The following is an 18,530-nucleotide window of genomic DNA, read 5'->3' on the forward strand; positions in this document are numbered from 1 at the left end:
GCGATCAGATTAATCTATCGCCTTTTTTATTTTTGACGTTATACAAGAGTTTTTTGCATGCCAATAGAGCAAATACAATTTGAGCTAGGAAATCAAACGATCGCTGCCTTAAGCAATAATAATCAGGGAAAGCCATTGCTAATTTTGGTCCATGGATGGTTGGATAATGCTGCTAGCTTTTCGGCCTTACTCCCAGAATTAGAAGCATATCATGCGATTGCAATTGATTTGCCGGGCCATGGTCTGTCTTCTCATCGCAGTCCTGATGCGCATTACCATTTACTAGATTACGTGAATGACTTACACAATCTAGTAGAGCAAAATGGATGGGACAAGATCGCATTGGTTGGACACTCGCTTGGGGGCATTATATCGAGTATTTACAGCGCAAGTTTCCCTGAAAAAGTGAGCAGTTTTGTTTGTATCGAATCTGCCGGACCACTGACCGAAGATGAATCAACGACGATTTCACAAATACGTGGTTCGATAGAAAGTCGTATCGCTGCGAATGCAAAACCAATAAAACAACCAAATGACTTTGCTTCTATTGTTCAAGCGCGGCGGAGAGTAAGCGATTTATGTGAAATGAATGCAGAGACTATTTTGAGGCGAAATGTTCGAGAACTGGACAATGGTGATCTAGAGTGGACAACTGATAAACGACTCCGCACTCAATCGTCGATTAGATTAACATCACTTCAAGCTGAAAATATCGTCAAAAGCATACTTTGTCCCATACATGTTGTGTTGGGCGAAAGCGGCTTTGAAAAAGTGAAAAAGCTAATGAAAGAACGCCAAGGTTTATTTCAAAATTTACAGCTTACTAGCTTGAAAGGCGGGCATCACGTGCACATGGAGTCAGTTAACGAACTAGCGAGTATCGTTAAGAATCATTGTCAGTTGAAAATTTCAGATTAAAAATAGCCAGCTTGATATAAAATATAGTTCCTATTCATGAGATGAATGAGCAGGAAAGTTTATCTTTATGCAATCATCCTTTAGTATTACGGGGTTAAGTAGGGGCACGACACCCTCGTTAATTCAAAAAACAAATTAAGAAGAATAAGACTGTACCGGACTGTTTATGTCGAAGTGCAGCGTATCATTACTTTTTTAAAGGACATCAATGTGGAAAAAGTCTGGTTAAAGCATTACGACAAAGCCATGAAACCTGAAATAGATGTAGCAAATTTGCCTACTATTTTAGAAATATTTGAAACTTCTGTAACTGAATACGCTAACCAAACTGCCTTTATCAATATGGGGCACGAAATTTCTTTTGAAGACTTAGATGTATTATCGATGCAATTTGCCGCCTACTTGCAAAGCCAAGGCTTACAGAAAGGCGATGCCGTGGCTATTATGATGCCAAACTTACTTCAGTATCCAATCGCGCTTTTTGGTGTCCTTAGAGCCGGCATGACGGTTGTCAATGTGAACCCTTTGTATACGCCGAGAGAATTGCAGCATCAACTGACTGATGCCAACGTTAAAACGATTGTGATAGTTGATAACTTTGCTCATACATTGGCCAAAGTGATTCAAGATACGCCTGTACAAGAAGTTCTGTTGACCAGTATTGCTGATATGCTTCCCGCACCCAAACGTTGGATTGTTAATTTTGCAGTGAAATACATCAAAAAGATGGTGCCTGATTATGATTTGCCGAAGGCGAAACGCTTCACACAGGCAATGGCTATTGGCGAGAATCAAACATATTCAAGACCGAAAGTACTCCCTTCAGATATCGCATTTCTTCAATATACTGGCGGTACAACAGGTGTTTCTAAAGGAGCAATGTTAAGCCATCAGAATATGGTCGCAAACTTAGAACAAGTCTCAGGAACCTTGGAGAGTTCGGTGTCCATCGGCAAAGACATGGTAGTGACAGCATTACCGCTTTATCATATCTTCGCTTTGACTAGCAATTGCCTCACTTTCTTAAAATATGGTTGTCCAAACCTTTTGATCACTAACCCTAGAGATATGAAGGGTTTTGTTAGCGAACTCAATAAATACCCGTTTGCTATCATCACTGGCGTGAATACCTTATTTAATGGCCTGATCAATACACCCGGGTTTGCAGAGTTGGATTTTAGTAATTTCAGATTCGGACTTGGCGGTGGCATGGCTGTGCAAAGGCCTGTAGCTGAAAAGTGGCAGGCGATAACAGGCACTGTATTACTTGAGGGTTATGGCCTCACTGAATGTTCACCCGTCGTAACAGTTAATCCAACAAATATTAGCGAATACAAGGGCTCAATCGGGCTGCCTGTACCATCAACGGATATTCGTTTAGTTGACGATGAAGGTGAGGACGTTGCTGAAGGCGAAGCCGGTGAAATGTTTGTTAAAGGTCCGCAAGTCATGGTGGGTTATCTGAATCGTCCTGAAGCAACTGACGAAATTATGTCAGATGGCTGGTTAGCAACGGGCGATATTGCGAAGATGGATGAAGACGGCTTTTTCTATATTGTCGACCGCAAAAAAGATATGATTTTGGTCTCGGGGTTCAATGTATTTCCAAATGAAATTGAAGAGGTTGCGGCAATGCATGACGGTGTCATGGAAGCTGCTGCGATCGGTATTCCACATGAAGTCTCGGGTGAAGTTGTGAAATTATTTGTGGTTAAGAAAAGCGATGACGTTACCGAGCAGCAAGTTATTGAACACTGTAAGTCTTTATTAACTGGATATAAAGTGCCAAAAACTATAGAGTTTCGCGACGAGCTTCCTAAAACGAACGTGGGTAAAATACTGCGTCGTGAACTAAGAGACTAATTGGCGTTGATTGAATTTGAATACATCGATACACAAAAAGCACTAATAGAATACTGCGAAAAGATAAAGTCGGCGAGCGCGCTAGCGATCGATACGGAATTTGTCAGAACGCGAACATTGGTGCCTCAACTTGGTTTAATCCAGGTTTATGATGGTGAACATTTAGCTCTGATAGATCCCGTTGCCATTGCTGATTTAAGCATATTCTCGAATATTCTTTGTGATGAATCCGTTGTTAAAGTATTGCATTCTTGTTCTGAAGATCTCGATGCCTTATGGCACAATCTAGGCGTCGTTCCATCGCCCTTATATGATACTCAGTTTGCAGCGAATCTATTAGATATGGGGCAAACTTTGGGCTATGCAAACCTCGTAGAGCAAATATTAGAAGTTCATGTAGATAAAGGAGAATCTCGCACTGACTGGATTGCACGTCCTTTATCGTCAGAGCAGCTCCACTATGCAGCTGCAGATGTATTTTATTTGCTGCCGGTCTATCATGACTTGGCAAAGCAGGTAGAAAGCTTAGGGCAAACAGATTGGGTTTTCGCTGAATCCGCCTTTTTATCGCAAAAAAAGCGCACTGACTTACCTTCTGAGTATGCCTACTTATCTATAAAAAATAACTGGAAATTAGGTGCTCACTCACGCCAAGCGCTTAAATTGATTGCTGCATGGCGATTAGAACAGGCACAAAAAAGGGATATGGCCATTAACTTTGTGCTACGAGAGCAGTCTATGCTAGAAGTCGCAATGAAGCTGCCAGATACCAAAGCAAAGTTATTTCAGTTGCAATCGATAACACCGAAAGAAGCGAGGATCCATTGCGACACCTTGCTAGAATTTGTGATGCAAGCTCGTGCTACTGAGCAGGCTGATTGTCCCGGCAGAATTCAAAGACTGATTGACTTCTCAGCTTATAAAAAAGCACTATCTGAATTGAAACGTATATGTGACGAGTTAGCTGTTGAGAACAATACGCGGGCTGAAGTCTTGGCATCTAAAAAGCAGTTGAATCAGTGGTTAAAGTGGTGCTGGTTTGATTTTGATGAGTTAGACGCGATGGCACTCCAACCTGATATTATAAGTGGGTGGCGAAAGGCATTGTTTGTACCTAAACTACAAACACTTTTCGCAAAAGACAATACAGGACAATTCAATGCTTTGCGCAGTATATAAGTCTTCTAAAAAAGCCGACACTTACCTTTATACCCCGAAAAAAGCTGATTTCAGTGATGTGCCGCAAGCGTTGCTAGATATGTTTGGTAAGCCTATTTTTGTTATGCTGATACCGATGCATAAAGACAGAAAAATAGGACCTATCGATACGAAGCAATTGGCTGACGCCCTAAAAGAGAAAGGGTTTTATTTACAGTTGCCTCCCACAGAAGATAGTCTGCTGGTTAAACACCGTCGGCAAAAAGGCTTGAGCGATCAACCCGATAAAAAATTCTAATTGTGCATTAGCCCGCCTTATTTAGTTTATTCTCTATGGAGTTCTTCATGAATCAAACTCAGCTTGGACTGAAATTTTTATTATTCATTGTATTCATCACAGTGAGCACGTGTGTCACAGCGCAACAGAGTAGCTTCGATGAGTATCTTGCTTCCTTACGTCTCGAAGCCGAGCAAAAAGGCTATTCCAAAGCGGTGCTGGATGAGGCCTTTGCCACGATTCAGCTACGTGAAAAGGTAGTGACTGCGGATAAAAATCAACCAGAGAAAAAGCTAACGCTAGACACCTACTTGCAAACTAGAGTGCCGGACTGGAAGGTCAAACAAGCAGTAGAAAAACTGCAAGAACATGATGCCTTACTGACTAAAGTCGCGAAAAAGTACAATGTGCAAAAACGTTTTATCGTTGCTCTGTGGGGGAATGAGAGCAACTTTGGACGCATTCAAGGTTCGCACCCGGTACTATCTTCTTTAGTATCACTGGCTTATGACGGCAGACGTGAAGCATTATTTAAACGTCAGTTCTTCGCCGCTTTGACTATTCTCGACGAAGGGCATATTTCTGTCGAGCAGTTTACTGGCTCTTGGGCCGGCGCAATGGGACAAAGCCAGTTTATGCCTAGCTCTTTTTTAACTTACGCGGTGGACGGCGATGGTGACGGTAAGAAGGATATATGGGGTACACCAGAAGATGTGTTCGCCTCCATCGCTAACTTTTTATCTCAAGAGGGGTGGAATGGCAGTCAAACGTGGGGACGTCAGGTAAAACTCAGTGATAATTTTGATAAAACGCAAATTAATGCGCTATCGGGTTTAGCAAAAAGTAAAATGCTACCCTTGCAAGCATGGCAAAATTTGGGCGTCACACGGTTCGATGAAACCGCCTTACCGCAGGTTAATCTAAATGCCTCTCTGATTCTTCCAGATGATATTAACGGCAGGATTTACTTGGTCTACAATAACTTTCATACCCTGATGCGTTGGAATCGCTCTATGTATTTTGGCGTTTCTGTTGGTTACCTAGCTGATCGTATTCGAAAAGGTAGTTAAGGCTAAGCATGCAGGTGGACTATCAACATACAACATTAGACGGTACGCCGATTGAGCTTCCTGTAGGAAAGGCTATTTGTGTCGGTAGAAACTACCTTGATCATATTCAAGAACTAAACAATGCTGTGCCCGACAAAGCCATGTTATTCATGAAGCCAGCAAGTGCTTTATGTGATGTTCAAAAAGCCGTTTATATCCCGCAAAGTCTTGGCGAGTGTCATAATGAACTTGAAATTGCCCTATTAGTTGGTAAACGGGCGAGCAAGTTATCGCTGAATGACGCGGGGGATGTAATCGCTGGAATAGGCTTGGCATTAGATCTCACTTTACGCGATGTACAAAGTGAACTGAAAGCTCAAGGGCAACCTTGGGAGCGAGCTAAGGCCTTTGATGGTAGTTGTCCAGTGTCACCTTTCGTTTTAACGCAGGGTTTAAAGGCGGACGACCATTTTGAATTCAGCTTAAACGTGAATAGTGTCACAAGGCAATCAGGCGATACTCGATTGATGCTTAGACCTATGCTTGATTTATTGGTTGAGATTTCAGCCGTGTTTACCTTGCTCCCAGGTGATATAGTGTTAACGGGAACACCCAAAGGAGTAGGGCCACTTGAAGTTGGGGACTCACTCCAATTGACGCTGGATGATAAGATACAGCTGTCTAGCAATGTCTTACTGGCTGAATAAGCTCCATAATTTGAATCACAACTCGCAATTCCTTCAAAGGTTCATGAAATGAGAAAAACACCTTATACAAAATCGTTAATCGAGTCAGAATTTTGGCTGGATACAGCATTAGAGGATATGAACAGATCGCAGTGGGAAGCTATTTGCGATGGCTGTGCTAAATGCTGTCTTCACAAGTTCATGGACGATGATGACGCTGGCGATGTTGCCGAACATGAGCCCATGCCAACCAGTCAAGGCGTGGATGGTGAAGAAGTATTTTTTACGAATATCGTTTGCGAGCTTTTGCATACCAAACATTGTGAATGTACCCAATATGATAAGCGCAGTGAGTTGGTCCCGCATTGCGTTACGTTAACGAAAGAAAACTTAAAAGACATTTTCTATATGCCGAAGTCATGTAGCTATCGCAGAATGCATGAAGGGCGAGGGTTGGCGTCGTGGCACCCTTTATTGAATAAGGGTAAAAAAAGCAAAATGCATGAAAATGGCATTTCGGTGAGAGGACAGACAGTGAGTGAAAATGATGTAGACATGCAAAAGTTTGAAGACTACATCGTCACTTGGCCTTTGAACGATGTAGAGTAGCATGCCTATATCCTGGATTGGCGCTATATAGCGCCTTTTTAGCTATCGCCTTCTTAGACCTTTTTGCTCACAAATTGAGACATAAACATTAGGCCAAACACTGCAATATACATAACGAAGATGATTTGCATCCACTCAGCCATGCCCATCGAGAAGAACTGCCAAGTATTTTCTAAACAGCTACCTGGAGCGGCAAAGACATCGGGTATCCACTCATGCAATGGCATGAACGAAGGGAATTGAGGTTCAACAGGACAGGGTACGAAAAAGGCATTTTCGCTGAACAAAATTTCTTTGTGTTCAGAGGCTAAGACATAACCTTTAACAGCTGACGTTCCCCATATCGCATAGGCCATCATGCGCACTAAGAAGATATTACTAATTACTGGCAATAAACCGGCAAGCATAATACCGACGACCGCAGTTCGTTGATAGATGCACATTACGCATGGTTCAAGACCAACAACGTGTTGAAAATATAAAGCAGCAGCTAATAAGATAGCGCCAGATAAAAATAACAGTTGCCAAGCTGAACGAGTGTGTGACCAAAGTTGAATCTTGTATAACATCAAAACCTACTTATTTTCAGATAGTTAAATATACGCTAGCGTCCCTAATGGCGTTTGTTTGTGCCACTATCAAGCATCTCACTCGCACTATAGTGTTCGATCAGATGCTGGTCATATAGCTGTTCCGTGCCCTCGAATAAATCGAAATATACCGCAAGTTGCCCCGCGATGGCTAACATTATCTTATATGGCAATGCCATACAAATCGTTTGCTTGTCTAGGTTTTCGCTTGTTTTGTGAATAACTAAAGGATTATTACTTTCTTTGTCAAAACCATCTGGTACAATCAGTTAACTTTTTCGTTACATGTTGTCTGAGAGAAGAATGATATATAAGTCACAAAGCCCTGCAGGATTCGCAGAAGAATATATTGTCGAGTCTATTTGGAGCGGCCGTTTCCCACCGGGAACTATTTTGCCTGCAGAACGTGAATTGTCTGAACTTATTGGTGTAACGAGAACTACATTACGTGAGGTTTTACAACGTCTTGCTAGAGATGGCTGGTTGACTATTCAACATGGCAAACCGACGAAAGTAAACAATTTTTGGGAAACATGCGGTTTGAATATTCTCGAAACGCTTGCGCGCCTTGACCAAGATGGCCGTCCCCAACTCGTTGATAATTTACTTTCTGCGAGAACAAATTTAAGTGCCGTATTTATGCGCGCTGCTTTTAAGCAGAATGCTGAAAAGTGTAAAGAGATTATCGCCAGATATTCAGATGTGAGCCAAGATGGTAAAGCATTTGCACACTTCGACTACCAAATGCATCACGATTTAGCGTTTGCATCAAATAACCCTGTATACGTGCTTATGATGAATGGTTTTAGAAGTATTTATGCGCGTATTGGTGGTTACTTTTTCTCTCACCAAGCAGCTCGTGACGTAGCTACCGAATACTACCAACACTTACTTGAAGTGCTAAGCACTGATGATGCAGACCGTGTTATCGCTGTTGTGCGGAAGTATGGTATTGAGAGTGGTAAAATTTGGCAACAAGTTCGTAAAGATTTGCCTAATAATATCGTAGACTAGCCGCGACTCATCGTATCGTGACACTGTAATAATTCCATAGACTTTCTGAGGGCTCAGCATGACACATTCTGTTGACACACCATACCCACATTTATTTCGTCCACTTGATTTAGGCTTCACTACTCTTAAGAATCGAGTATTGATGGGGTCAATGCACACCGGCCTTGAAGAGGCGCCAAACGGCCATAAACGTATGGCGGCGTTTTTTGCAGAACGTGCGAAAGGCGGTGTGGGCTTGATTGTGACAGGTGGTATCGGACCGAATGATGAAGGGGCTACTCATGCCATTACTAAGCGTTTGGATTCGGACGAAGCGGTAGAGCACCACAAAGAAGTCACCGCAGCAGTGCATGCAGAGGGTGGTAAGATTTGTATGCAAATTTTGCACACCGGCCGCTACGCTTATAACAAAGACCTAGTTGCTCCTTCAGCAGTACAAGCACCTATCAACCCTTTTACGCCAAAAGAACTGGATGAAGAAGGCATTCAAAAGCAAATTGATGATTTCGTGTTTACCGCTGAACAGGCCAAACGGGCGGGTTACGACGGCGTTGAAATTATGGGTTCGGAAGGGTACTTCTTAAACCAGTTTATTGCCGCTCGAACCAACTTTCGTTCTGACCAATGGGGCGGTGAGTATAAAAACAGAATAAAACTGCCCACAGAAGTGGTACGCAGAGTGCGTGAGGCAGTCGGTGAAAAGTTTATTATCATTTATCGATTGTCCATGTTGGATTTAGTTGAGGGTGGCTCTACCTATGAAGAAGTGGTTGAACTTGGTTTAGCCATAGAGCAAGCCGGAGCGACGATTATCAATACCGGTATTGGTTGGCACGAAGCTCGGATCCCAACTATCGCAACAAAAGTTCCTCGCGCTGCTTTTACTTGGGTAACCGCTAAGTTCCGAGAGGCTTTAAATATCCCAGTCATTACTTCGAATCGTATTAATACGCCCGAAGTGGCTGAAGAAGTACTAGCACGTGGCGATGCTGATATGGTCTCTATGGCGCGACCGTTCTTAGCAGACGCCGAGTTTGTAAACAAAGCAAAAGCCAATAAAGCCAGTCAAATCAATACTTGTATTGGCTGTAATCAGGCCTGCCTAGATCACGCATTTGAAGGCAAGATGACCAGTTGTTTGGTTAACCCAAGAGCCTGCCACGAGACTGAGTTCAGCATTGAACCATGCACTGCAGTGAAAAAAATCGCAGTAGTTGGCGCGGGTCCAGCGGGTTTAGCGGCTGCAACAACAGCGGCACAGCGAGGTCATAAAGTGACTCTGTTTGATGCCGACAGTGAGATTGGAGGGCAATTTAACATTGCCAAGCAAGTACCGGGGAAAGAAGAGTTTTACGAAACAATCCGCTATTTCGGTGTGATGCTAAATCTGTATGGGGTTGATGTGCAATTGAACACTAAAGTGTCAGTAGAGGATCTCAACAATGCCAATTTTGATGAGGTGATACTAGCCACGGGTATAGTGCCTAGAACACCAGAAATTGAAGGCATCAACCATCCAAAAGTGTTGTCTTATATTGACGTGCTGAAACATAAAAAGCCGGTGGGTAAAAGTGTGGCTGTCATGGGTGCAGGCGGTATCGGTTTTGATACATCAGAATTCTTATCTCATGGCAAACAATCGACCAGTACAAATATCCCAGCCTTTATGAAAGAGTGGGGTATTGACATGACGTTCTCATCGCGAGGCGGTGTTGAAGGAGTGAAAGCCTTGCCTGAGCCTTCGCCGCGAGAGATCTTTTTACTTCAGCGTAAATCGTCCAAAGTTGGTGCGGGTTTAGGTAAGACGACAGGTTGGGCACATAGAGCAGGTTTAATGATGAAAGGCGTTAACATGCTCGCTGGTGTCGAATATGTAAAGATTGATGACGCAGGTCTGCACATACGGATCAATGATGATGAGCAAGTATTGCCGGTAGATAATGTGGTCATTTGTGCTGGTCAGTTGCCGCGTCGTGAGTTGTCCGAAGGCCTCAATGCGCCTTGCCATTTAATCGGTGGTGCGGATGTTGCTGCTGAATTGGATGCGAAACGAGCAATCGACCAAGGTACGCGCTTAGCGGCGAGTCTTTAAGCGAAAGAAAGTTGTCGCTCTTTGATCGAGCTATCGTTCAAAGAGCGTCATTGTTTGTTTCTCTGGGTCAAACCGCATTTCAAAAGCACGCAGCACGTTCATACCCAGCAATCCGGCGAAGCGACCTTTTAAATTTTCGTCGGGTAAAATTATCACACTCACTTGGTTCACTTCAATCTCGCCCAATACTAGCTTATCTAAGCGATACAATGGAGCCTGAATACCACCGCCAGCTGTTTGTACATTGAAATAGCCAATAAACTCCTTTTCAGCGGAAGCAATCCTTTCGAAACTGCTTTGATTAATTGCAGTTGTTGAGGCCCCGGTATCTAAAAGCAATGTGTATCGTCGCGGACCAATTTTCGCAGGCACAAAGAACTGCTCTCCATTGCCAGCAACAGGCACGCTACGCTTACTTAAGGACACGGTTTCTTCTAGCTCATTCGGGGCTATTTCGTCGAGCTCGGGCGTTTCGTTACGCTGGTACATTTGAGTTCGCAGACCTTGCGCTCTTGCATCATTGGATGGCAATGCTGCCAGCGCGTTTTCCATGAGTACAAATTGTTCTAATTGGCCATAGGCGCGAGCTAGAGCGAGTATATAGCGTTTATTCAGTGGATCTATTTGAATGAGAGGCTCGAGAAAAGTTGCGAGTAACTCCCATGCTCCATCTCCCGTCAATTGACGAATAACACTTGTTGTATTAACAGTAATAATTTTTTGAATGTTTTCTATTTCTTGTGCAGGCAGTGGTTTATCTAACAGATTGTAATAATTGGCAATAGCGACATTCAAACTTTCTGTATGTAAAATCATGTCGGCTTCGATTAGCCATGCACGATAATCATCGGGATAGCGTTTTAGGTATTCACGTAAAGGAAGGATCAGCTCTACAAATTGACTGTTTTTTTGCAGGCGAGTCAATAAGTTAAAGAGTTCGTCTGCGCTCAGTGTTTGAGGTGATTGATAAGCAACTTCTGCTTCTTGGGATAGACGTATATTTTCTTCCTGAACATCATTCGACAGGGAGGGGAGCTCTTTAGCAGCAATCACTTCCTGGGGGGCTTTATCTCGCTCAGTGTCAGTATCACTTATATTCAGTTGGCCTGTTTGTTTTCTGTCTAAATTGACGATCAAGTATGCATTGAGTGCTAAGGATAGGACCAGTAAAAGTGACAAAAACTTCGTCATTGTGCTTCTGCCTCGTTTTTATTTTCATTAAAAACGAATGCATGACTACCTTCAGAAGCCGTGCCATAAATATCAGTGAATTCCGAAGGCATCTTTTTGGGTGTGCCTCTGGATAAAGAGACACACACAAAATGTGTTTGTGCGGTAAAAACCGTTTTTTGATGCTTGAGTGAAATAAACTGAAAAGCGCGACTTAATCTAAACTTGCTATCACAATCGGTAATCCACGTTGCACAAGCAAGCTCATCACCCAAATGAGCTGCAACGTGATAATTCAATACATGTTGCTGAATAACCATGCCGCGATCTAGCCGTCTGTAGTCTTGCATGCTCAAACCAAGATGCTTGGAATGTTGCCATGCCAAGGCTTCAAGTTGGCTGACATAAGCCACATTGTTGACGTGTTCATAATGGTCGATGTGTTGTTCACTAATGGTCCACAAAGATACAAATGCACCAGGACGTTCCCATGCTAGAGAGGCATAGTATGCGCTGTCTTGTTTCAGTTCGTGAGCGATTGCCTGAGAGTGTAGTTCTTTGTTGACAGAGTGCTTAGTAGACATTCCTTTGATAAACTCGTGTTTTGCCGCAATTGAATACTCAGGTTAGCCTGAAATGAGATACAATGGCACCAGAAATATTCAATTTATCTATAAAAAATGTAAACGCAGCTTATGACGCTAAGTATGACTCAACATTGCGAACCTGATGCACAAGACCTTATTCGACTGTTTAATGCCTGCTTCGAAACCTCATTAAATACGATACTAATAGGAAATGGAAAAGAGCCAATTTACTTGCCAGCAGATGCTGAAAACGCCCATCACCGTATTATTTTTACTCAAGATTACTTCTCAAGTGCATTGCACGAAGTGGCCCATTGGTGCGTAGCCGGCGAGAGCCGACGTCAGAAAGTGGATTATGGCTATTGGTATCTACCAGACGGTCGCAATGCTCAGCAACAAGCGAAATTTGAGTCAGTAGAAGTGAAGCCTCAAGCATTGGAGTACGCATTCTCACTAGCATGTAATGTTCCGTTTCGGGTAAGCATAGATAATTTAAGTGGAGAGACAAGTTGCAGTCGTCCATTTGAAAATGCGGTGAGCGAGCAACTAAAAAGCTACATCATGAATGGATTTAACCAACGAACAAGCGTTTTTTTGAATGCACTTCACGCATTTTATCAAACGCCGGAGTTAAGCATAGATGCGACAATGTAAATTAGGTCTTATCGTCAACCCCTACGCAGGTATTGGCGGTGCTTTGGCCTTAAAGGGGAGCGATGGTGCTAAAATCCGAGAAGAAGCGCTGAATGCGGGAGCGGAAAAGCTAGCTCCGATGAAAATGCAAATGGCACTGGAAGAATGTCGAGACTTGTTTCCAGATATCTTTGTGTACACTGCAGAGGGAGAACTCGGTGGCAATCTAGTGAAAACCTTGGGATTGCAGCATGAATGCGTTTATCGCCAACAGCACGAACAAACAGAAGCAGTAGATACGTGTTTAGCGCTAGAAAAGATACTTGAAGCCGATGTTGATCTGATTATTTTTGCCGGTGGCGATGGGACTGCACGTAACGTTTGCGAAATTGTTGGCACTACGGTCCCTGTCATTGGTGTGCCTGCAGGCTGCAAAATCCATAGCGGTGTCTATGCGATTACACCAAGAGCTGCAGGAAAAGTATTGTCTCAAGTAGTGAAAGGCGAATTGGTCACATTGATGCAAGCCGAAGTGAAAGACATTGATGAAGCCGCGTTCAGGACAGGTAAAGTCATTGCAAAACACTATGGTGAAATGCGGGTACCAGAAGAACTGAAATATATCCAAGCCGTTAAAATGGGGGGTAAAGAATCCGATGAACTGGTGCTTAGCGATATTGCTGCCCATGTGATTGAGTTGATGGACGATGAACCCGAGACGCTATTTGTTATGGGCTCAGGTTCTACTGTTGATGCAATTATGGGGGAGCTGGGACTACCAAATACTTTGTTGGGCGTTGATTTAGTGAAAGACCAAGCGCTACTTGCCAATGACTTAACAGCAACTCAAATTCTTTCTGCTTGTGCGGGTAAGAGCGTCAAAATTCTGATCACCTTAATTGGTGGCCAAGGTCATATTCTTGGCAGAGGAAACCAACAGTTATCGCCGGAACTCATCGCTCAAGTGGGTAAGAGCAATGTGTTGGTTGTAGCGAGCAAAGGAAAGCTTGAAAGGCTCGACGGACGACCTTTAATTTCTGATAGCGGTAGTCCGGAGGTTGATAAAATGATGGCTGGCCCCATCCCTGTCATTACTGGGTTCCATGACATGGTGCTATATCCTGTAATTGATGTTTAGAAGGTGAAGTGAATGACTAGCGACACACGCTTTTTTGAAAATGTAGATAAGATGCAAAGCCACCTAGATTCGTTTATCGTTGATGGCTCAGACCAAGAACTATTCATAGCGAGTTATCTTCACGGCCATTTCGATGTTGCGGTAGCCGAGACAGAAAAGAAACTAGAATCTCAAGAACTCGTTCCAGATGCTGCGTTGCAGAGTCTTCATGATATCCTTCATTTAGCTTTAGACAATGCATTCGCAAATCAAGAGCTAAGTGATAAAGATGCTGTTCAAGTGCGCGAACTTCTAAATAATCTGTTTTAACTCTTCCCTTCAGTGGCTGCTTAGCACTCGATTTAAATTAAAAAGATGCGTTTTTGCATATTGGAACTTTTCTTGCAGTTCATGAGCATGAAAACCAATGTCCACTATGTGAGCATCTATTGTGAAAAATACATTTAATAGCTTTGCCCTGTTTGTTTTGAGTGTTGCCAGCCTGATATTGCTGTTTGCATTGTCGGGGTGTTCAGTGATCACTCCCTCGGCAAACGCGCAATCTATAAAACCTAAAGTTGCCCTTGGCAATGCGGAGCTGCACACGCACGAACTCGCCAATGAACTGTTTGCGGCGATGCGACCAGATCGGAACTATCGATTTGCTGTTGCAGGCTTTGTCCCAGTAGATACCTTCAAACCGAACGCCGAGCACCAAGGTCCACTGATGTTGTTGGGCCAACAGTTAGAGCAAGGTCTCATTACTGAAGCTGTAAAAAGGGGATTTATCGCCACTGACTATAAAGCGGCAAATAGTATCACCATTACGGAAAATTCTGACCGCATATTGACTCGAGACATTGCTCAGTTGAATCCAGTTCAACGTGTCGACTTTTTTATTACTGGCACAATTACACATCAACAACAGGGCGCAGTTGTCAATGCCCGCGTCATCAATGCAAGAACCAAAGACGTGGTTGCTGCTGCAACGAAGTTCTTCCCTGGTGATATTTTTTGGCAAACAGAACAAGTCACGACGCGTGGCGGCAAATTGTATCGAATTGAAAATCCATCTGACGGAGCAACATTATGAAGCTACTCACTACCATTGCACTTTTAATGCTTATACAGGGCTGCACAATGCTCCCTGATATGAATCAATTCAGTTTGTATTCGGCTGATGAGGAAGTTGTTGTATCTGAAAGCGACGAAATTGTAAACGTTGATGCTCTGGATACGCAAACTGCTATGCAAGAGACAGAACAGCAGCAGGATGCGATTGATGAGTTTGGCGCTATTGTTCGTCCGGCAGTTTATTCAAGCGTAAATGGTGCATATAAGAGTCGTCCTTTGGCTAAGCACATCGGTGATTATGTAAGAAACATGGCTCAAGATTTAGTTTCAAATATGGAATATGTCACTGAGAGAACACCGGTTGCAGTGACACATTTTTCGTTGATAGATAGCGACTTGAAAGAAACTAACCTCTTGGGTTACCAAATTGCGGAGTCTTTTACTCACGAATTCCACAAATTCAGAATGCCGGTTGTTGAATTTAAAGCAACCCAATTTATTCGAGTGACAGACACTGGTGATTTCGTCTTATCGAGAGATTTTCTTGATTTAACCAGTACCACACCTATTCAGTATGTGCTCACCGGCACGATGACCAAACATCAAGGTGGGTATATCGTTAATGCGCGTATGTTAGGTATGGAGTCAAATGTGATTGTTGCTAGCTCACAAATGTTTATTCCTTTTTACGTGGTAGATGCGCTGATCCCTAGCGAGTCGAGTAAAACGGCTGAAATCGTTGATGGCGTCCGCTTAATCAGAGGAGAGTAATATGAGTCGCTTCGTCAAATTAGTGGCCTTGACTTCAGCCGTGTTGGTGCTCAATGCTTGTGCTGTTGGCAGAATGCTGACAGCGGGCTACACACCACCACCATTGGTTGAAGGGTTGTCACCGTCAGATTATTCGGAAGAATTAGAACAGCCTAAGCCAGGTGTTAATGTGCGTAACGGTATTTCCTTGGATAATTATAAAGGAGAAGCGCCGGCTCCATTATTGCCAAATGCGGCAGCTCATAGTGTTCAGCCTTGGCATACGCCATCTAGCCTGTTCCGTCCTAGTTTTGTGCATAAGTCATTGGCAGATTACGCTGCACAATTATCCATGGAGCTACTGAAAAACAGCTCAGGGATGAAACAAGATGACTTAATCGGTGTCGCCTCGTTTGTTAGGTTAGATCGTAGCTTGCAACAGACTAATGTGTTGGGTAATCAGTTGTCGGAATACTTTATTTCAGAAATTCAGCAATTTGGTTTGGCCGTCGTTGACTTCAAAACAATGGACGCAATCAGTGTGACTGAAAGAGGCGACTTTGTTTTTTCAAGAAACTCCTTTGAACTAGCGAAAGATCTGCAAATGGACCATATGTTGTCTGGGACTCTTATCGATAAAGCCAAAGGGGTGCAAATCAATGCCCGTATTATTTCTATCGATAGTAAACGTGTGGTTGCCAGTGCATCAGTCTTAATTCCACACTTTATTGCTGATAGTCTTCGCCCTGAGTTTGTTAGTCGAGTTGAGCACAGTACAAATTAACGTCAAGCTATCGTCGCCTGATCAAATCTCGAATAAGGAAGCGGTTGGGATTGAGAACATTTAGCAAGGTATTGTCCATCGGCAGTGGTTCGCCCATCATTTGATTAACTAAAACCTCGGCTGCTAAGGGCGCTGTTGTTAATCCCCGAGAACCTAAGGCTGTTAGCATAAAGACATTTTTCTTTACTGACGGTATGGGGTAATAACTGTCTGGTTTCGCTTTATACAGTTCATTCAACTCATCTTGCTGAAGATCAAAATTCGGCAGTGCACCTACCGCAGGAAGATGATCGGGTAAAGAGCACCTCAGCGCTGCTCTGCCAGGTGATGTTTGTTGATTTAATGTCAGTGCATCAGACCACTTGGCTGCATGCATTGCTTTTTGATGCATGGCCAAATTAATCTCGGCTTCGCTAACTCGATATTGTGTATTTAATTCGTTTTTGACGTAAGTTGACCCCATTGCATGAAAACCTTTCATGGCGGGTGTCATATATCCCTTGTGACACAATACGGTTGCTAAATTCGAAAATTCATTTTTACTTGGAATACTTTCTACTTGCCCTCGTGTTAGACGAAAGGGAAGTGACAAATGTTCGAACTGTGGAGACTGAGCGCCGCAAGCCAGAACAAGGGCATCGACACACTCGCTGCGTCCATTTGAAAAGTGTAACTGCAGAGTTTGTGGATCTGTGTCATAAGAATCTAAACGAAAGTCTGTTTTAACTGAAAAAGTATCTTTTGCTGCTGCAGTAATGCACGCGTTAACACAGCTGTGTACTAACTCGGGAGGAGATATCCATCCCCCTAATGGTAGGAATAAACTCTGATAGGGTATTTCTACCCCTGCGACTTCACTTGCTTCTTTGGCGTTTAGTTTGTGCACTAGGCTTGTAGGCCAAGTATTGTTGCGGATCATATTCTGATAGCGGCTTGTCACATTGTCATTAAACGCTAATTGCAGAACGCCACACCACTGGTGAGCGAAATGGTGACCCGAGTTTAACAAGTCGTCATAAAAGCGACGTGCATACAAAAAGCTATGGGCGTGGACTAGACTTGCGTTGCCAGCTTCAGCATTTAGCTGAGGATAAAAACCGCCTTGGTCATTGCCTGAAGCCCCTTTGGCAATAGCATCGTCTGCACAATAAAGGGTAACTTTGTGTCCGCGTTGAATCAGTTTTAATGCGGTGATTGCACCAGCAATACCTGCACCAACGACGCCAATGTGTTGCCCGGCCTTATTTGTATCAAGCAAAGTATGTCGGTAGAAGATGGGGGCTTGCTTTGTGTCAGTGCTATTGGCAATAAAGTGTCCTACTAACATTTCACGTTTTCTGCCAAATCCTTTTTGCTTCCTTACATCAAAGCCATATTCCTGTAGTCCACGTTTGACTGCACCAGCTGCTGTGAATGTGGCGAAACTGGCATTTGGCCTACTTAATCTAGCAATGGCATTAAACAGAGCGGGTTGCCACATAGAATTGTTTTTACTGGGGGCAAATCCATCTAAGAACCAAGCGTCGACTCTTCCTTGCTCATATGAATGCGCTGCTGAAAAACCTTCGGTGGCGTCGCCCAGAAATAGGTCGAGGATCACACTGCCATTGAATAAGCTCAAACGATGAAAACCAGGAAGTAGGGATGGATAGGCATTCAGCAATTCCGTGGCTTCGGTATTTAACTCGGGCCACAGTCGCAAAGCAAGTTCCAAATCATCCGGGTTAAGCGGGTATTTCTCTGTACTGAGAAAGAAAAGACGTTCAAGTGTTGAAGATGGATTCTGTGCCTGAAATTCAAGAAAACGCTTCGCGCTTAGAAGAAAGTTAAGTCCCGTACCAAATCCTGTCTCACCGATACAAAAATAAGTGGCATTCGTATTTTGCCATTGACTTGCGAGTTGGTTACCATCAATAAACACATATTGAGTTTCAGCTAAACCATTGTCGTTCGAAAAATACACATCGTCGAACTCAGTTGCGATAGGGGTGCCTTGTTCATTGAATTTGATAGATGCAGTTTGGATGGTCAAAGCGATAACACTCAAATAAATTTAGCTGAAAACACGGAAACTCATAGCAAAGACCGCGACTTTTGGGTCTCAATTTTTCTTAACAGATAATTAACTATTAAAATTATACTGAAAAAGTATATCATGG

At 43.3% G+C, this 18,530-nt stretch carries 20 protein-coding genes; 15 read left to right on the forward strand and 5 right to left on the reverse strand.

From position 1 onward, the window contains the following. Window positions 1-57: 57 nt before the first annotated feature. The 7 genes from RM556_RS08605 (at window position 58) to RM556_RS08635 (ending at window position 6,560) form a co-directional block, all read left to right on the forward strand. The gene (locus RM556_RS08605; RefSeq protein WP_311374389.1) at window positions 58-918 is read left to right on the forward strand and encodes an alpha/beta hydrolase; all 861 of its coding nucleotides are present in this window, start codon (window positions 58-60) and stop codon (window positions 916-918) included. A 210-nt stretch (window positions 919-1,128) separates the two neighbouring features. Continuing rightward, window positions 1,129-2,781, forward strand: coding sequence for a long-chain-fatty-acid--CoA ligase FadD (fadD, locus tag RM556_RS08610; protein WP_311360687.1), 1,653 nt, complete (start codon window positions 1,129-1,131; stop codon window positions 2,779-2,781). Then, window positions 2,782-3,960, forward strand: coding sequence for a ribonuclease D (gene rnd, locus RM556_RS08615; RefSeq protein WP_311374390.1), 1,179 nt, complete (start codon window positions 2,782-2,784; stop codon window positions 3,958-3,960). Further along, entirely contained in the window at window positions 3,941-4,237 is a 297-nt protein-coding gene (locus tag RM556_RS08620; RefSeq protein ID WP_311360685.1) for a YcgL domain-containing protein, read from the forward strand. The genes rnd and RM556_RS08620 overlap by 20 nt, the downstream gene beginning before the upstream one ends. Before the next feature lie 47 nt (window positions 4,238-4,284). Next, window positions 4,285-5,286 (forward strand): lytic murein transglycosylase, encoded by a 1,002-nt coding sequence (locus RM556_RS08625; protein WP_311360684.1) that lies wholly within the window; start codon window positions 4,285-4,287, stop codon window positions 5,284-5,286. A gap of 8 nt (window positions 5,287-5,294) precedes the next feature. Continuing rightward, window positions 5,295-5,972, forward strand: a complete 678-nt coding sequence (locus RM556_RS08630; RefSeq protein ID WP_311360683.1) for a fumarylacetoacetate hydrolase family protein — start codon at window positions 5,295-5,297, stop codon at window positions 5,970-5,972. A gap of 48 nt (window positions 5,973-6,020) precedes the next feature. Then, window positions 6,021-6,560: a YcgN family cysteine cluster protein gene (locus RM556_RS08635; RefSeq protein ID WP_311360682.1), complete on the forward strand. Its 540-nt coding sequence runs from the start codon at window positions 6,021-6,023 to the stop codon at window positions 6,558-6,560. Window positions 6,561-6,613: 53 nt separating this feature from the next. Here RM556_RS08635 and dsbB read toward each other — a convergent pair whose 3' ends face one another. Beyond that, window positions 6,614-7,129 carry a disulfide bond formation protein DsbB gene (dsbB, locus tag RM556_RS08640; RefSeq protein WP_311360681.1) on the reverse strand — a complete coding sequence of 172 codons (516 nt, stop codon included), beginning with the start codon at window positions 7,127-7,129 and terminating at the stop codon, window positions 6,614-6,616. Window positions 7,130-7,173: 44 nt separating this feature from the next. Further along, window positions 7,174-7,329 (reverse strand): hypothetical protein, encoded by a 156-nt coding sequence (locus RM556_RS08645; protein WP_311360680.1) that lies wholly within the window; start codon window positions 7,327-7,329, stop codon window positions 7,174-7,176. Between the two features lie 124 nt (window positions 7,330-7,453). Here RM556_RS08645 and fadR point away from each other — a divergent pair, with 124 nt between their 5' ends. Continuing rightward, entirely contained in the window at window positions 7,454-8,164 is a 711-nt protein-coding gene (fadR, locus tag RM556_RS08650; protein WP_311360679.1) for a fatty acid metabolism transcriptional regulator FadR, read from the forward strand. A gap of 58 nt (window positions 8,165-8,222) precedes the next feature. Next, complete coding sequence (locus tag RM556_RS08655) at window positions 8,223-10,256, forward strand: NADPH-dependent 2,4-dienoyl-CoA reductase (protein ID WP_311360678.1); 2,034 nt, start codon at window positions 8,223-8,225, stop codon at window positions 10,254-10,256. A gap of 30 nt (window positions 10,257-10,286) precedes the next feature. Here RM556_RS08655 and RM556_RS08660 read toward each other — a convergent pair whose 3' ends face one another. Together RM556_RS08660 and RM556_RS08665 are read right to left on the reverse strand one after the other, a co-directional pair. After that, window positions 10,287-11,447, reverse strand: coding sequence for a retropepsin-like aspartic protease (locus RM556_RS08660; RefSeq protein WP_311360677.1), 1,161 nt, complete (start codon window positions 11,445-11,447; stop codon window positions 10,287-10,289). Continuing rightward, window positions 11,444-12,010, reverse strand: a complete 567-nt coding sequence (locus RM556_RS08665) for an acyl-CoA thioesterase (RefSeq protein ID WP_311360676.1) — start codon at window positions 12,008-12,010, stop codon at window positions 11,444-11,446. The genes RM556_RS08660 and RM556_RS08665 overlap by 4 nt, the downstream gene beginning before the upstream one ends. Before the next feature lie 123 nt (window positions 12,011-12,133). On the opposite strand from RM556_RS08665, the gene RM556_RS08670 reads away from it, so the two are divergent. The 6 genes from RM556_RS08670 (at window position 12,134) to RM556_RS08695 (ending at window position 16,371) form a co-directional block, all read left to right on the forward strand. Continuing rightward, complete coding sequence (locus RM556_RS08670; RefSeq protein ID WP_311360675.1) at window positions 12,134-12,667, forward strand: elongation factor P hydroxylase; 534 nt, start codon at window positions 12,134-12,136, stop codon at window positions 12,665-12,667. After that, complete coding sequence (locus RM556_RS08675; RefSeq protein ID WP_311360674.1) at window positions 12,654-13,784, forward strand: ATP-NAD kinase family protein; 1,131 nt, start codon at window positions 12,654-12,656, stop codon at window positions 13,782-13,784. Before RM556_RS08670 ends, RM556_RS08675 begins: the two co-directional genes overlap by 14 nt. Window positions 13,785-13,796: 12 nt before the next feature. Next, window positions 13,797-14,093: a YfcL family protein gene (locus tag RM556_RS08680; protein ID WP_311360673.1), complete on the forward strand. Its 297-nt coding sequence runs from the start codon at window positions 13,797-13,799 to the stop codon at window positions 14,091-14,093. A 121-nt stretch (window positions 14,094-14,214) separates the two neighbouring features. Next, the gene (locus tag RM556_RS08685) at window positions 14,215-14,856 is read left to right on the forward strand and encodes a FlgO family outer membrane protein (protein ID WP_311360672.1); all 642 of its coding nucleotides are present in this window, start codon (window positions 14,215-14,217) and stop codon (window positions 14,854-14,856) included. Further along, window positions 14,853-15,608 (forward strand): FlgO family outer membrane protein, encoded by a 756-nt coding sequence (locus tag RM556_RS08690; protein WP_311360671.1) that lies wholly within the window; start codon window positions 14,853-14,855, stop codon window positions 15,606-15,608. Before RM556_RS08685 ends, RM556_RS08690 begins: the two co-directional genes overlap by 4 nt. A 1-nt stretch (window position 15,609) precedes the next feature. Next, complete coding sequence (locus RM556_RS08695; RefSeq protein WP_311360670.1) at window positions 15,610-16,371, forward strand: FlgO family outer membrane protein; 762 nt, start codon at window positions 15,610-15,612, stop codon at window positions 16,369-16,371. Window positions 16,372-16,378: 7 nt separating this feature from the next. Here RM556_RS08695 and mnmC read toward each other — a convergent pair whose 3' ends face one another. Continuing rightward, window positions 16,379-18,403 carry a bifunctional tRNA (5-methylaminomethyl-2-thiouridine)(34)-methyltransferase MnmD/FAD-dependent 5-carboxymethylaminomethyl-2-thiouridine(34) oxidoreductase MnmC gene (mnmC, locus tag RM556_RS08700; protein ID WP_311360669.1) on the reverse strand — a complete coding sequence of 675 codons (2,025 nt, stop codon included), beginning with the start codon at window positions 18,401-18,403 and terminating at the stop codon, window positions 16,379-16,381. Window positions 18,404-18,530 lie beyond the last annotated feature (127 nt).

The organism is Alteromonas sp. W364 (assembly GCF_031846205.1).
GTDB classification, from domain to species: domain Bacteria; phylum Pseudomonadota; class Gammaproteobacteria; order Enterobacterales; family Alteromonadaceae; genus Glaciecola; species Glaciecola blandensis.